This is a genomic window from Teichococcus aerofrigidensis (assembly GCF_054073225.1).
In genome coordinates this window covers 1-13,594 of the sequence record NZ_JBSXMU010000090.1, presented here as the reverse complement: position 1 = coordinate 13,594, position 13,594 = coordinate 1, and the positions used below count along the sequence as shown (strand labels likewise).

The 13,594-nt window shown below is 74.2% G+C and carries 14 protein-coding genes; 4 read left to right on the top strand and 10 right to left on the bottom strand.

Annotation, left to right across the window (positions count from 1 at the left end):
* Positions 1-88: 88 nt before the first annotated feature.
* The 7 genes from ACVMLK_RS16030 to ACVMLK_RS16000 are packed head-to-tail and all read right to left on the bottom strand — an operon-like array spanning position 89 to position 7,076.
* Complete coding sequence (locus ACVMLK_RS16030) at positions 89-1,570, bottom strand: alpha/beta fold hydrolase (protein WP_457486954.1); 1,482 nt, start codon at positions 1,568-1,570, stop codon at positions 89-91.
* The gene (locus ACVMLK_RS16025; RefSeq protein ID WP_457486953.1) at positions 1,570-2,412 is read right to left on the bottom strand and encodes an alpha/beta hydrolase; all 843 of its coding nucleotides are present in this window, start codon (positions 2,410-2,412) and stop codon (positions 1,570-1,572) included. Before ACVMLK_RS16025 ends, ACVMLK_RS16030 begins: the two co-directional genes overlap by 1 nt.
* A gap of 41 nt (positions 2,413-2,453) precedes the next feature.
* Positions 2,454-3,155 (bottom strand): ABC transporter ATP-binding protein, encoded by a 702-nt coding sequence (locus ACVMLK_RS16020; RefSeq protein ID WP_457486952.1) that lies wholly within the window; start codon positions 3,153-3,155, stop codon positions 2,454-2,456.
* On the bottom strand, positions 3,155-3,913 hold the full coding sequence (locus ACVMLK_RS16015) for an ABC transporter ATP-binding protein (protein WP_198367139.1): 759 nt from the start codon (positions 3,911-3,913) through the stop codon (positions 3,155-3,157). Before ACVMLK_RS16015 ends, ACVMLK_RS16020 begins: the two co-directional genes overlap by 1 nt.
* A complete protein-coding gene (locus ACVMLK_RS16010) occupies positions 3,910-4,875 on the bottom strand; it encodes a branched-chain amino acid ABC transporter permease (protein ID WP_198367140.1) in 966 nt (321 codons plus the stop codon). Before ACVMLK_RS16010 ends, ACVMLK_RS16015 begins: the two co-directional genes overlap by 4 nt.
* A complete protein-coding gene (locus ACVMLK_RS16005) occupies positions 4,868-5,782 on the bottom strand; it encodes a branched-chain amino acid ABC transporter permease (RefSeq protein ID WP_457486951.1) in 915 nt (304 codons plus the stop codon). The genes ACVMLK_RS16010 and ACVMLK_RS16005 overlap by 8 nt, the downstream gene beginning before the upstream one ends.
* Positions 5,783-5,840: 58 nt before the next feature.
* Positions 5,841-7,076 (bottom strand): ABC transporter substrate-binding protein, encoded by a 1,236-nt coding sequence (locus ACVMLK_RS16000; RefSeq protein WP_457486950.1) that lies wholly within the window; start codon positions 7,074-7,076, stop codon positions 5,841-5,843.
* Positions 7,077-7,238: 162 nt separating this feature from the next.
* On the opposite strand from ACVMLK_RS16000, the gene ACVMLK_RS15995 reads away from it, so the two are divergent.
* A complete protein-coding gene (locus ACVMLK_RS15995) occupies positions 7,239-8,135 on the top strand; it encodes a polysaccharide deacetylase family protein (protein ID WP_457486949.1) in 897 nt (298 codons plus the stop codon).
* Here the strand turns inward: ACVMLK_RS15995 and ACVMLK_RS15990 are convergent.
* Together ACVMLK_RS15990 and ACVMLK_RS15985 are read right to left on the bottom strand one after the other, a co-directional pair.
* A complete protein-coding gene (locus tag ACVMLK_RS15990) occupies positions 8,023-8,814 on the bottom strand; it encodes a glycosyltransferase family 2 protein (protein WP_198367144.1) in 792 nt (263 codons plus the stop codon). The genes ACVMLK_RS15995 and ACVMLK_RS15990 overlap by 113 nt on opposite strands.
* Positions 8,815-8,822: 8 nt before the next feature.
* Entirely contained in the window at positions 8,823-9,590 is a 768-nt protein-coding gene (locus tag ACVMLK_RS15985; RefSeq protein ID WP_457486948.1) for a lysophospholipid acyltransferase family protein, read from the bottom strand.
* Positions 9,591-9,875: 285 nt separating this feature from the next.
* On the opposite strand from ACVMLK_RS15985, the gene ACVMLK_RS15980 reads away from it, so the two are divergent.
* Positions 9,876-10,676 (top strand): class I SAM-dependent methyltransferase, encoded by an 801-nt coding sequence (locus tag ACVMLK_RS15980; RefSeq protein WP_457486947.1) that lies wholly within the window; start codon positions 9,876-9,878, stop codon positions 10,674-10,676.
* A gap of 3 nt (positions 10,677-10,679) precedes the next feature.
* On the opposite strand, the gene ACVMLK_RS15975 is transcribed toward ACVMLK_RS15980, so the two are convergent.
* A complete protein-coding gene (locus ACVMLK_RS15975; RefSeq protein ID WP_457486946.1) occupies positions 10,680-11,678 on the bottom strand; it encodes a calcium-binding protein in 999 nt (332 codons plus the stop codon).
* A gap of 343 nt (positions 11,679-12,021) precedes the next feature.
* Between ACVMLK_RS15975 and ACVMLK_RS15970 the strand changes: the two genes are divergently transcribed.
* Together ACVMLK_RS15970 and ACVMLK_RS15965 are read left to right on the top strand one after the other, a co-directional pair.
* The gene (locus ACVMLK_RS15970) at positions 12,022-12,948 is read left to right on the top strand and encodes a MipA/OmpV family protein (protein ID WP_422922259.1); all 927 of its coding nucleotides are present in this window, start codon (positions 12,022-12,024) and stop codon (positions 12,946-12,948) included.
* Between the two features lie 186 nt (positions 12,949-13,134).
* The gene (locus tag ACVMLK_RS15965; protein ID WP_370592032.1) at positions 13,135-13,431 is read left to right on the top strand and encodes a phosphopantetheine-binding protein; all 297 of its coding nucleotides are present in this window, start codon (positions 13,135-13,137) and stop codon (positions 13,429-13,431) included.
* Positions 13,432-13,594: the final 163 nt, after the last annotated feature.

Here is a 13,594-nt window from a genome sequence, read left to right as displayed (position 1 = left end):
GCGCTGCCGCTGCTGGCCGCGGGCGGGGTGCCGGCCGAGGTGGCGGGGGAGGAGACCCGGCTGTGCCTGGGCGCCTGAGCCGCCGCCTTCAGCGGGCCGGCGGGGCGGGCGCGATGCCCGCCTCCACCCGGCCGATCAGATAGGGGAAGAAGGGGTTGGAGGAGACGCGCAGCAGGCTGTCGAGGTCGACGACCAGGGTGTTGCGCTCGCCGCGCGGCGCGATGTCGCCCAGCCGGATGCCGAAATCCTCCTCCGGATCCGGCTTCAGCCCGTAGAGCGCGTCGGTCACCGGGAAGGGCAGGGCGATGTGGGAGAGGGAGTAGATGTCGGGCGGATAGTCCAGCTCCAGGGGCTGGCGGCGGGGGGCGGTCTCCCCGGCGGCGAGGCTCTCCTCGGCCATGCCGGCCTCATCGGGCGAGCGGTTGCTGAGGACGGTGACGCGGTAGCGGCGCGGCGGAGGCGGCAGCAGCCGCTCCAGCGCCGTCTCGGAGGCGGGGCGGAAGAGCGGGCCGAGCCGCGTCGCGCGGTTGATGTCGAACAGCACCAGCTCGCTGCCATTGGCGGGGAGCCGGGCGTAAAGCCCATCCAGCACGGCGGCGGTGCTGACGGTGGCGTCCATCACCGACTGGAAGGTGAGCACCGGCGGCAGGGGGCCGAGCCGGCCCTCGCGCGCCAGCCGCGCCAGGCGCTGCCGCAGGACATCGGTGAGCAGCCAGGACTGGCGCGCGCCGTTCACCGGGAAGGAGTTGTACTTGAACGGGTTGAACTCGGGCGAGATGCCGAGCCAGGCGGCCTTGGCGAAGGCGGGGAAGACCGCCGGCAGTCCGGCCAGCCGGGCGAAGCGCGCGAAGGCCGTGACGCCGACCATGGGCGAGACCAGCACGATGCGGGTCACCGGCTCCGGGTCGCCGGCCTCCAGCATGTCGAGCGCCTGCATCAGCGCCAGCGCGGCGCCGTTCGAGAAGCCGACCAGATGCACCGGCGCCCCCGGCCCGGCGCGGCGGCGCGCCTCGCGCAGCGCCATCCGCGTCGCCGCCATCCAGTCCTCCCATTCCACCGCCGTCAGCGCGCCGGGGACGGTGCCATGGGCGGGCAGGCGCGGCGCGATGGCGACGAAGCCCCGCGCGGCGTAGCGGCGCGCCAGATGCCGCAGGCTGTAGGGCGAATCCGTCAGCCCATGCAGGAAGACGGCCGCGCCTTGTGCCGGTCCCTCGGGCTCCAGGACGTAGGAGCGGTTCCAGTCCCGCGGCAGGTGCGCCGGATAGGCCGGGCTGCCCTCGAAATAGCGGTTGAGGGGAATGCGGTCCTTGGGGTCGAGGCGGCGGCTGACCGTCTCGCGCATCTCGCGCAGAAGCCGCTCCTCGGCGGCGAGGTAGCCGTTCCAGCCGGCCTCCTCGATGGCCTCGCGCGGCAGCTCGCGGGGCACCAGGATGTGCCAGGCCTCCAGCGGCGCGCCGCGCTGCGAATCCCAGGCGCGCACGACGAGCAGGGTGAGCAGGCAGGCGCCCACCAGGATCAGCGCGCGCCGGACCTGCCGGCCGCCCCAGCCGAACAGCCGCCGCACCGGCATCAGCCGAGCCCCATGGCGGCGCGCACCGCGCGCGACAGCGGCGTGTCGGCGCAGAGCTGCAGCGGCAGGTCGAAAGGGTCCGCGCCGGGCGGCGCCGCGACGGTCGTGACGGCGCAGCCGGCGGCGGCGCAGCGCGCCGCGTGCCCGGCGGTCTGGCGCAGGAACTCGCCGGTCTCGGTGGCGGCGGCGCTGAAGACCAGCGGCAGGCCGGCGCGCGGCGGCGGCAGCAGGGCGGGGGAGTTCCGCGCGGCGGCCGCGGCATCGAGGCGGAGCCAGTCATGGACGTGGCAGTGCCGCAGCGGCTCCAGGTCATAAAGGCCGGAGAGCAGGGTGGCGCCGGCGACGCAAGGCTCGGCCGAGGCCAGCATCGCCGCCAGATGCCCGCCCGCCGAGGCGCCCGCGACATGGATGCGCGCGGGATCGCCGCCATGCGCCGCGACATTCGCCCGCAGCCAGGCCAGGGCGGCGCGGCACTGCCGGACGATCTCGTCCAGCGTCACGGCGGGGGCGAGCGCGTAGTTCAGCACCGCGACGCAGGCCCCGGCGCGGGTCAGGAAGGGCGCCATGAAGCCGGAATCGGCGGCATCCAGCAGGCGCCAGTAGCCGCCATGGATGTAGAGGAAGACGGGCGCCGGGCCGGGCCGGGCGGCGGGGTAGAGATCCAGCCGCTCCGGCTCCGTCGGCCCGTAGGCGAGGCCGATGCGGCAGGGCAGGTCGCGCCGCGCCGCCGCGGTGCCCGAGCGATAGGCGGCGAGGAAGGGCGCGATGTCCGGCACGGTGGCGCGGGCATCGTATTCCCGGTCGAGCGCCGCACGGTCCATGCCCCGGTAGAGCTGTGTCATGCCGAATGGTGGCTCGAATGCGCGGCGCGGGGAAGCCCGTGCTACAGCCCGATCCAGCCCCTGATCCGCTCCGCCTCGGCGATCATCGCGGCACCGCTGCCGGACCAGACGGTGCGGCCCTTCTCCAGCACGTGGTGCCGGTCGGCCAGGCGGCCGAGCGCGGCGAGGTTCTTGTCCACCACCAGGATCGACTGGCCGCGCGCCTTGAGCGCGGCGAGCGTCGCCCAGATCTCGGCGCGGATCACCGGGGCCAGCCCCTCCGTCGCCTCGTCCAGGATCAGGAGGTGCGGATTGGTCATCAGCGCCCGGCCGATGGCCAGCATCTGCTGCTCGCCGCCGGAGAGGGTGCGGGCGGATTGCCCGGCGCGCTCGCCCAGGCGCGGAAAGAGGCCGTAGACCCGCTCCAGCGTCCAGGGCTGCGTATGGCCGGCGCGGTTGGCGGCGGTGGCGACGAGGTTCTCCCGCACCGAGAGCGTCGGGAAGACCTGCCGCCCCTCCGGCACCAGCCCGATGCCGCGCCGCGCGATGGCCTCGGGCGGCAGGCCCGCCAGGGATTCCCCGCGGAAGCGGATCTCGCCGCCGCGCGGCGGGGTGAGGCCCAGGATGGCGCGGATCGTCGTCGTCTTGCCCATGCCGTTGCGGCCGAGCAGGGTCGCCACCTCGCCCTCGCCCAGGGCGAGGGAGACGTCGAACAGCGCCGTGCTGGCGCCATAGCCGGCGGTGAGGCCGCGCACCTCCAGCATCACGCCTCCTCTCCCTCGCCGAGATAGGCCGCACGCACGGCCGGGTCGGCGCGGATCGCCTCCGGGGCGCCGCTGGCGATGCAGCGGCCCCGCACCAGCACGGAGACACGGTCGGCCAGCGCGAAGACCGCCTCCATGTCGTGCTCCACCAGCAGGATCGCGACCTCGCCCTTCAGCCGGCGCAGCGTTTCCGTCATGGCCTGGGATTCGCCGGCGCCGAGCCCGGCCATCGGCTCGTCCAGCAGCAGCAGGCGCGGCCGCAGCGCCAGCGCCAGCGCCAGCTCGACCTGCTTGCGCTCCCCGGCCGAAAGCGCGGAGGCCGGCAGGCCGCGCCGCGCCGGGTCGAGGCCGAAGCGGTCGAGCAGGGCACGGGCCGGCTCGCGGAGCCCGCGGTCGCGCCGCGCCGCGCGCCAGAAGCGGAAGGAATGGCCCTGCCGCGCCTGCACGGCGAGCGCCAGGTGGTCCTCGGCGCTGGCCTCCTCCAGCAGCTGCACCACCTGGAAGCTGCGCACCATCCCGCGCCGGGCGCGGCGCGCGGCGGAGAGATGCGTGATCTCCGCGCCATCGAAGCGGATGCGGCCGGAATCGGGGCGGATCTCGCCGGTGATCTGGCCGATGGCGGTGGACTTGCCGGCGCCGTTCGGGCCGATCAGCGCGTGCAGCTCGCCGGGGCGCACGTCGAGGCTGAGCCCGTCGGTGGCGCGCAGCCCGCCGAAACTCTTGCGGAGGTCGTCGAGGACCAGCAGCGGCGCGCTCACGCGAGGCGCAGCCGGCGCAGCGCCGCCATCAGCCCGCCGCGCGCGAAGATCACGACCAGGACCAGCAGCGGGCCGAGGATGAACTGCCAGTGCTCGGTGAGCCCGGCCAGCCCGTATTCCAGCCCGACCAGCGCGACGGCGCCGAGCACCGGGCCCATCAGCGTGCCGGCGCCGCCCAGGATGACCATGACCATCAGCTCGCCCGACTTGGTCCAGTGCAGCATGTCGGTGCTGACGAAGCGCGTGGCATTGGCCATCAGCGCGCCGGCCAGCGCCGTGCCCATGCCGGAGAGGATGAAGGCCACCAGCCGGTAGGGATAGGGCGAGATGCCCAGCGCCACCACGCGCCGCTCGTTCTGCCGCGCGGCGGAGAGCACCTGGCCGAAGCGCGCGCGCGTCACCCGCCGCAGCAGGAGGAGCCAGGCGAGCAGCAGGCCGAGGCAGAGCCAGTAGAGCTGCGCCGGGTCGCGCAGGTCGAGGCCCGGCAGCTCGCCGCGGCGGCGGATGCTGAGCCCGTCATCGCCGCCATAGGCCTTCAGCGAGACGAAGAGGAAGAAGACCATCTGCGCGAAGGCCAGGGTGATCATGATGAAGGACACGCCGCCGGTGCGCAGCGACAGCGCGCCGATCGCCGCCGCCGCCACGCCCCCCGCCGCCATGGCCGCCAGCAGGGTGGCGGCGAGCGAGACGCTGCCGGGGATCAGGCCGAGCAGCGGCTCCTGCCAGGACCAGTGGGCATAGAGGATGCCGACCGCGTAGCCGCCGATGCCGTAGAAGGCGGCGTGGCCGAAGCTCACCATGCCGCCGAAGCCGAGCGCCAGGTTGAGCGAGGCGGCGGCGAGCGCGTAGATCGCCATGCGGGTGGCGAGGCCGATGCTCGCCGGGCTGCCGGCCGCCTCGGCGATCCAGGGCAGGGCGAGGGCGGCGAGCAGCGCGGCGAGCGCGACGAGACGCTCACGCATGGGCGGGGAAGAGGCCGCGCGGGCGCCAGAGCAGGATGACGGCCATCAGCGCGTAGACGCTCATCGCCGCGAGGCCGGCGGCCAGCGCGTCGGCGTCGGGGCCCTGCATCCAGCCGCGCAGCAGGGCGGGGAGATAGGCGCGCGCCAGGGTATCGGCCAGGCCGACCAGCAGCGCGCCCGCCAGCGCGCCGCGCACCGAGCCGACGCCGCCGATGACGGTGACGACGAAGGTCAGGATCAGGATCTGCTCGCCCATGCCGATCTGCACCGAGAACAGCGGCCCGGCCATCAGCCCGGCGAGCCCGGCGAGCAGCGCGCCGAGGCCGAAGACCAGCGTGTAGAGCAGCCGCACATCGACGCCGAGGGCGCGCACCATTTCGCGGTGCGTGGCGCCGGCGCGCACCAGCATGCCGGTGCGGGTGTGGCGGATCAGCACGTAGAGGCCGAGGGCGACGGCCAGCCCGACGAGGATGATGGCGAGCCTGTAGACCGGATAGGGCAGGCCGGGCAGCAGTTCCACCATGCCGCGCAGGGCGGGCGGGATCTCCACGAGGAGCGGCTGCCGCCCGAAGAGCAGCACCATGCCCTGGTTGAAGAACAGGATCAGCCCAAAGGTGGCCAGCACCTGGTCGAGATGGTCGCGGCCATAGAGGCGGCGCAGCACCAGCGCCTCCATCGCCATGCCGGCCAGCCCCGCCGCCGCCAGCCCGGCGGGCAGCGCCAGCAGCGCCGAGCCGGTCTCGGTCGCCACCCAGGCGGCGGCGAAGGCGCCGGTCATGTAGAGCGAGCCGTGCGCCAGGTTGATGATGCCCATGATGCCGAAGACCAGCGTCAGCCCCGCCGCCAGCAGGAAGAGGGTGACGCCGAGCTGCAGCCCGTTGAGCACCTGCTCCAGGAGCAGCGCCATCAGCGCGCCGCCGCGGCGGGCGTCCCAGGGGGCGTCCCAGCGGGCGTCCCAGGGGGCATCACAGCCGGCATTGCGCCGCGTAGGCGTCGCCGTGGTTCTCGAGCACCTTGCCCTGCGTCACCAGCGCGGGCCGGCCATCCGCGCCGCGCGCCACCTTGATGAGGTACCAGTCCTGCACCGGGTGCTGGTTGGGGCCGAAGGCGAAGCGGCCGCGCGGGCTCTCGAACTTCGCCGGCTTCATGGCGCGGCGGAAGGCCTCGGTGTCGTCGATCCGGCCGCCGGTGCCCTCCAGCGCGGCGCCGATGGCCAGCGCCGTGTCGTAGCCCTGCTGCGCGTAATAGGTCGGCATGCGCGCGTACTTCGCCGTGAAGGCCTGCATGAAGCGCCGGTTGGCGGCGTTGTCGAGGTCGCTGTTCCACTGCGCCGTGACATGCACGCCGAGCGCCGCCTCGCCCACCGCCGCGAGGGTGTTGGAATCCATCGAGGGCGAGGCCAGCACCATCGGCACGCGCTCCAGCAGCCCGGCCTGCACATACTGCTTGAGGAAGGCGATGCCGAGCCCGCCGGGATGGAACTGGTAGACGGCATCCGGCGCGGCGGCGCGGATCTGCGCCATCTCGGCGGCGTAGTCGGTCTGGTCGAGCCGGGTGTAGACCTCGCCGGCGATCTCGCCCCTGTACTGCCGCTTGAAGCCGGTGATGGCATCCTTCCCAGCCTGGTAGTTCGGCGCCAGGATGAACATCCGCCTGTAGCCGAGGTTGACCGCCGCCTGGCCGGCGCTCTCGTGCAGCCCGTCATTCTGCCAGGCGACGGACCAGAAGTTGCGGTGGCACTCGCGCCCGGCGAGGTTGGAGGGCGAGGCGTTGGGGCTGACATAGAGGCAGCCGGCATCCAGCACGTCCGGCGCCACGGCGTTCAGCACGTTGGAGAAGACGATGCCGGTGAGCAGCCGGATCTTCTCGTTCTGCACGAAGCGCTCGGCGATCTGCTTGCCCTGGCCGGGCTTCAGCGCGTCGTCCTCGACCAGCAGCGTGACCGGCGTGCCGCCGAGCCTGCCCTCCCGCATCGCCATGGCGAGCGCGAAGCCATCGCGGATGTCCTGGCCGAGATAGCCGCCCGGGCCGGAGAGGGTCGTCACCATGCCGATCTTCAGCGGCGCGTCACCGGCTGTTCCCTGGGCCCCTCTCCCCTGGGCCCCTCTCCCCTGGGCCAGCGCCGGCCGCGCCAGCCCCGCCGCCAGCGGCAGGGACGCCAGACCGGCGCCGCCCCGCAACACATCCCGCCTGCCGATCATGCGCCCTCTCCCCGATCTCCGCCGGCAACCCGTGCCGGACCATTCTGTCGCCGGTCCATCCTGTGGCGGAATTGTTCACCGGGCGGAAGAGGCGGTCAAACGCCCGGCCGCCGCCGAGGCTGCTTTCCCGCCGGCGGGAAACCCGGCACAAGCGGCGGCAGGATGTCCCCCGCCCCCCCCTTCTCCTGGCGCCGCTGGTCGCCGGCGCCCCTGGTGGGCGCCTCGCTCGGCCTGCATGCCGGCGGCCTCGCCGCGCTGGCGGCGCAGCCCGGCCTCTGGCCCTGGCTGGCGGGCGGCTTGCTGGCCAACCACGCGCTGCTGACCGCCGCCGGCATGGCGCCGCGCAACGGCTGGCTGGGCGCCAATCTGCGCCGCCTGCCGCCGGCCGGCGCGGCGCGCCGCCAGCTCGCCCTGACCTTCGATGACGGGCCGGACCCGGCGGTGACCCCGGCGGTGCTCGACCTGCTGGAGCGCCACGGCGCGCGGGCCAGCTTCTTCGTCATCGGCGAGCGCGCCGCGCGGCATCCGGCGCTGCTGCGCGAGATGCGGCGGCGCGGCCACAGCATCGAGAACCACACCCACACCCATCCCCGCCATTTCGCGGCGCTCGGCCCCTTCGGCATGCGGCGCGAGGTGCTCTCGGCGCAGGCGGCGATCGGCGCGGCGCTCGGCGAGACGCCGCGCCTGTTCCGCGCGCCGATGGGCCTGCGCAGCCCGCTGCTCGACCCGGTGCTGGCCGGGGCGGGGCTCGGCCTGGTCTCCTGGAGCCGGCGGGGGCTGGATGGCGCCAGCGGCGATGCCCGGCGCGTCGCCGCCCGGCTGGCCGCGCCGCGCGCCGGCGAGATCCTGCTGCTGCATGACGGCAACGCCCGGCGGGATGCGGCGGGGCGGCCCGTGGTGCTCGCCGTGCTGCCGGGCCTGCTGGGCGCCGTGGCCGCGGCCGGCCTCAGCGCCGTGCCGCTGCCCGAGACGCTGGTTCCCTCGCCAGGGCCCGCCGTGCCAGCAGCCGCGGCAGGCGGCCGAGGAAGCCCAGCATCAGGCGCAGGTGCATCCAGCTGAGCAGGGCGTTGTCCCGCAGGTAGCGGAAATGCGAGACGCCGCCCTCCTCGGCGCTCAGGTAGCGCACGGGGACGGGAATGTTCACCGGCGGCACGCCGCGCCAGCAGAGCCGCACCGCCGCCTCGGCGTCGAAATCGTAGCGCCGCATCCAGATCTGCCGCCGCATCACCGCGCGCAGCGGCGCGATGGGATAGACCCGGAAGCCGAAGAGGGAATCCCCCACCCCCGCCCAGAGCGTCTCCAGATTGGTCCAGAAGTTGGAGATGCGCCGGCCGCGGACCCGCAGCATCGGCGCTTCCGGCCCGAAGAGGGGCAGGCCCAGCACCATCGCCTCCGGCCGCGCGGCGGAGGCGGCCATGAAGCCCGCGATGGCCCCGGCCGGATGCTGGCCGTCGGCATCCATCGCCAGCGCATGGGTGAAGCCGGCCGCGGCGGCCTGGTCCATCCCGTGCAGCAGCGCCGCGCCCTTGCCGCGGTTGCGCGGCAGATGCAGCACGCGCAGCCCGGTGTCGTCGCGCGCCAGGGCGTCGAGCGCGGCGCCGGTGCCGTCGGTGCTGCCGTCCACCACCACCCAGACCGGGTTCCAGGCGGCGCGGGCGGCGCGCACCGTGCGCAGCACAAGCGGGCCGGTGTTGTAGCTCGGGATCAGCACCAGGTGGCTGCGCGAGGGGTGCGGCACGGCCCGACTCAGGCCGGGTGCCGCACGGCGGAGCGGCGGCTGACCGCGGGCGGCGGCCCTGCCTGCGGCTGGGGGCCGGCCCCGGCCCCGGTGCCGGCTCCGGCCGGTTGCAGGGCCTGGCGCAGATGCGCCTCGACCCGCGCGCTCAGCGCCTCGCTCCCCTCCTGGGGGGCGAAGCGCGCGCCCAGCCGCAGCCGGTAGCGCAGCGGCAGCGGCGGCCGGCGCCAGGGCGACCAGCCCTTGCGCAGATAGGGGTTGTCGCTCTCGATCACCACGATCTGCACCGGCGCCCCGGCGCGGCGCGCGATGACCGCGAAGGAGCGCGAGAAGGGTCCGGGCGGCGGTGTCGGCTCCACCGCGCCGGGCCGGCGGGGCTCGCTCCGCGTGCCTTCCGGGAACACCAGGAGCTGGCGGCCCTCGCGCAGCTGTCCGGCGGCCTCGCGGATCATCCGCCCGCTGGCATCGTTGCGCACATAGCCGGCCAGGCGGACGCCGCCGCCGAGCAGCGGATTGCCCCAGAGCGAGGCCTTGGTGATGCAGGCGGCACGCGGCAGGCGGGAGAGCATCAGCACGGCATCCATCATCGAGGGGTGGTTGCAGGCGATGATCAGCCCGGCCTCGTCGCGCAGCGGATCGAGCGCCGAGGTGTCGACCCGCAGCAGCCCCGTGCCGCGCAGCAGGGCGAGATAAAGGCGGAAGCCGCCGGAGATGCCGGCCTGCCCCAGGCGCCGGCCGAAGCCCCGGCGGTGGCGCTCGGGCAGCAACCAGTGCGCCACGCCCGCCGGCAGGCTCCAGGCCAGGCACATCCCCACGAAGAGGATGAGAAGGACCGGGAAGAGCAGCGGCGCGGCGAGGGGGCGCCCGGCCTCGTCCGGGGAGTCCCCCGGGGGTCCGCCGGGCGCGCGGGGATCGGGGCTGGCCAGGATTGACGTTCCTCTTGTCTTTGGGCCTGCTGGCGGCGCGGCCCAGCCTAGCCGAGGCGGTGCCGGGCGGTCCATCAGCCAACCGGGCAGCCAACCGGGCAGCCAGCCAGGCCGCCGTGACCGCGCAGGAGGATGCCCGTGCCGCAGACCACGATCCCGCCGGAGGCCCCCTCGGAGGCCCCCTCGGAGGCCCCCCCGGATCTCGCCCCGCATGCCGTGCTGCCGCAGTATTACGGCATGGCGGAAGCCCGCGCCGGCTTCGTCCGCCGCCTCTTCGACGACACCGCCGCGCATTACGACCGCATCAACCGCATCTTCTCGCTCGGCACCGGCGCCTGGTACCGGCGGCAGGCGCTGCGCCGCGCCGGCCTGCGCCCCGGGGACCGGGTGCTGGACGTGGCCACCGGCACCGGGCTGGTGGCGCGCGAGGCGGCGCGGCTTGCCGGCGCCGGCGGCCGTGTCACCGGCCTCGACCCCAGCGCCGGCATGCTGGCGGCGGCGCGGCGGGAGCTGCCGATCGGCCTCGTGCAGGGCCGCGCCGAGGCCCTTCCGCTGGCCGATGCCAGCGCCGACTTCCTCAGCATGGGCTATGCGTTGCGCCATGTGGCCGATCTCGGCATCGCCTTCGCCGAGTACCGCCGCGTGCTGCGCCCGGGCGGGCGGCTGCTGCTGCTGGAGATCGGCCGGCCGGAGGGGCGCCTGGGCCGGGCCCTGGCGCGCGCCTATCTGGGGCGGGTGGTGCCGGCACTCTGCCGCCTGACCGCCCCGCGCGGCCGTGACGACCTGCTGATGCGCTACTACTGGGACACGATCGAGGCCTGCGTCCCGGCGGAGACCATCCTGGCGCGGCTGCGCGCGGCCGGCTTCGAGGCGGTCGCCTGCGAGACCTCGCTCGGCCTGTTCAAGGCCTATACGGCGCGCCGGCCGGAGGCCGGGTGAGTCTCAGCCGATGACGGGCGCCTCCCCCGGCCAGGACCGCAGGACCAGGAGGCCACGGGCGATCGACTCGTCCAGCCCGTAGAAGCCGTCCGGGCCGCCGCCATGCAGCAGCAGAAGGTCCGGCCCGCCCGCCCGCACGAAAAAGCCCTCCCTCTCGTCCAGCCGGCCGCGGAAGACGGCATGCTGCCCCGGCTCCAGCAGGGCGGGATGAGCGCCGGCCCAGGTCGGCTCGGCCTGGGAAAGGCGCACCGTTTCCACCCGCTCCGCCGCCGCCTCCAGCGAGAGCCGCTCGCCCGCCTCGTAGTCGGTGATGATGTCGATGATACCGGTAAGCCGGTCGCCCTCGGAAACGAGGCCGTCATGGCCGCCATCGACCAGCACCATATTGCCGGGCCGCGCGGAGAAGCTGTCGCGGCCGCTGCCGCCGGTCATCACGGCGCCGATGTCGTCGGTGTAGAACAGGCTGTCGCCGGGGCTGTTCGCCTCCAGCACGTCGTCGCCGTCACCGCCATCCATCCGCGCCTGCCGCGTCCAGGCGATCAGGAGGTCGTCGCCGGCCTCGCCGAACAGGTCGTTGCCATGCGTGCGGAAGCCATCCACGAAGAGCAGGTCGTTGCCGTCGCCGCCGCGGAGAAGGTTGCCGGAGCCGGAAATGGCGATCACGTCATTGCCGCTGTCGCCGAAGACGCGGTTGTTGAAGCTCGGGGCGGTGAAGAAGCCCATCTGGATCTCGTCGTCGCCCGTGCCGCCCGAGACATAGTTGCCGCCGCCCTGGACCTGGATGACGTCATTGCCGCCGCCGCCGAAGATGCTGCTGGCGCCCTCGAACAGGCCGGAGCCGGTCACCTCGATCCGGTCGTCGCCGCCGCGGCCCAGCACCAGCCAGCCGTCGCCCTCCAGCGTGATCCCGTCGGCGCAGTGGCTGCCGATCGCGACCGGCCCTTCCCAGCCCGCCCACCAGGCATTCGGGCAACTCTCGGCGCCATCCTTCGCTCGTCGCATGCTGACTGTCCGGTTCGTTGGAGAAGGCGAACAATTCCTGACGGAAGCGCCCGTGTCGTCCCACGTTCGCGCGAGGCGCCGGTCCGTGCGAGGCAGCCTGGGCGCTTGCTTCGGCCGCGCCAGCCCTTACTGATGTCCTGTATGCCAACCACGGGGGAGAGGCGCCCTGTCCGCATCCGCATCCGCCGCCCGGAACCCGGGCGCGCCTGCCGGCCCGGGACACCGACCCGCTGCCGCTGGAGCGGCGGGCTGTGCCGCCGGCGTCGGGCTTCAGCACCCGCGTCACCCCCTGCCGGGCCGGCACGCCTCTGCCCAGCCTGCTTCCGCTGGCGGAGCGCCCCGCATGATCCGGGCCGGCTGTAACCTGCCGGGCCTGGTCCTGGCCTGGGCGCTCGCCCTGGCCGTCGGCCGCGCCTCCGCCCAGGAGGCGGAACCGGGGATGGTCCCGGAGGCCGTTACCGGCGCGGCCATGCAAGCGGCGCGCGAGGTCAGGCTGCCGAAGTTCGAGGCCGGGCTGGCCGCCGGCGCCGGCTGGCTGCCGGACTATCCGGCCGCCGGGCAGAACCATTTCCAGGGTCTGGCCTTCCCCTACCTGATCTATCGCGGCGAGATCCTGCGCAGCGACGGCCAGGGGGTGCGCGGCCGCTTCTACAATGACGAGGCGATCGGCCTCGACCTCAGCTTCTCCGGCGCCTTCCCCTCCTCGTCGAGGGACAACCGGGCGCGCGAGGGCATGCCGGATCTCGACTGGCAGGGCGAGGTCGGCCCCTCGCTGCGCATCACCCTCTGGCGCGACCCGGCGCGGCCGCAGCGGCTGAACCTGGAACTGCCGCTGCGCGCGGTCTTCTCCACCGACCTGTCCTCGGTCCGCTACCGCGGGCTGACCTTCTCGCCCGAGCTGGCCTATGAGCGCCGCGCCCTGGCGCGCGAGGGCGACCGTTTCCGGATCGGCCTCGGCCCGGTCTTCGCCACCGACCGGATGATGGACTACTTCTATCGCGTCGAGCCGCGCTACGTCCGGGCCGACCGCCCGGCCTATGACGCGGAGGGCGGCTATCTCGGCACGCGGATGCAGTTCTCCTACCGCTTCCCGCTGACCGGGCGGCTCTCGGCGGTGGCCGGCGGGCGGGTGGAATCCTTCCACGGTGCCCGCAACGAGGACAGCCCGCTGTTCCGCCGCGACTGGAACCTGAGCGCGGCGCTGGGCCTCTCCTGGTCGCTCTACCGCTCCGAGGCCAGCGTCGCCTCCAGCGCCAGTCCGTTCGACTGAGGGCTGCTGGCCACCGGCCGATTGCGGCGCGGAACGGCATCAGCGGAGCCATTTTCTTGCCGGGAAGGCGAAGGAATCCTGTTTCGGAGACAAAGCCGCGGCGGTATTTCGCCCCTTGCGGCAAGGCCGCCCTGCTGGGATGCAGGCGGATGGCATCTGGCCTGGGCACCGGCAGGGAGGCACCCCGTGACGTCCACGATCGAGAATTCCGGTGAGGGCCAGGCGGCGCGGGCGCTGGAGCCCGAGGTGGCGGCGCTGATCGTCGAGGCGCTGCACCTGGAGATGGAGCCCGGCGAGATCGACCCCGAGGCCCCCCTCTTCGGCGAGGGCCTGGGCCTCGATTCCATCGACGCGCTGGAGATCGCGCTCGCCATCTCGCGGCGCTACGGCTTCCAGCTCCGCTCGGACGATGAGCGCAACGGCCAGATCTTCGCCTCGCTCCGCAATCTCTGCGCGCATGTCCAGAGGAACCGCCAGGCTTGACGCCCGGCGGGGCCGGACCATGCCGGGCGCGCTGATCCCCGCCCTGCTCCTGGCCGCCGCCGCGCTCGGCGCGCGGCTCCTGGGCTGGCACGGGGCGACGCTGCTCCTCGGCCTCGGGGCGCTGGGGATGGCCATGGGCCGGCGCTGGCCGGCACGGCTGGCC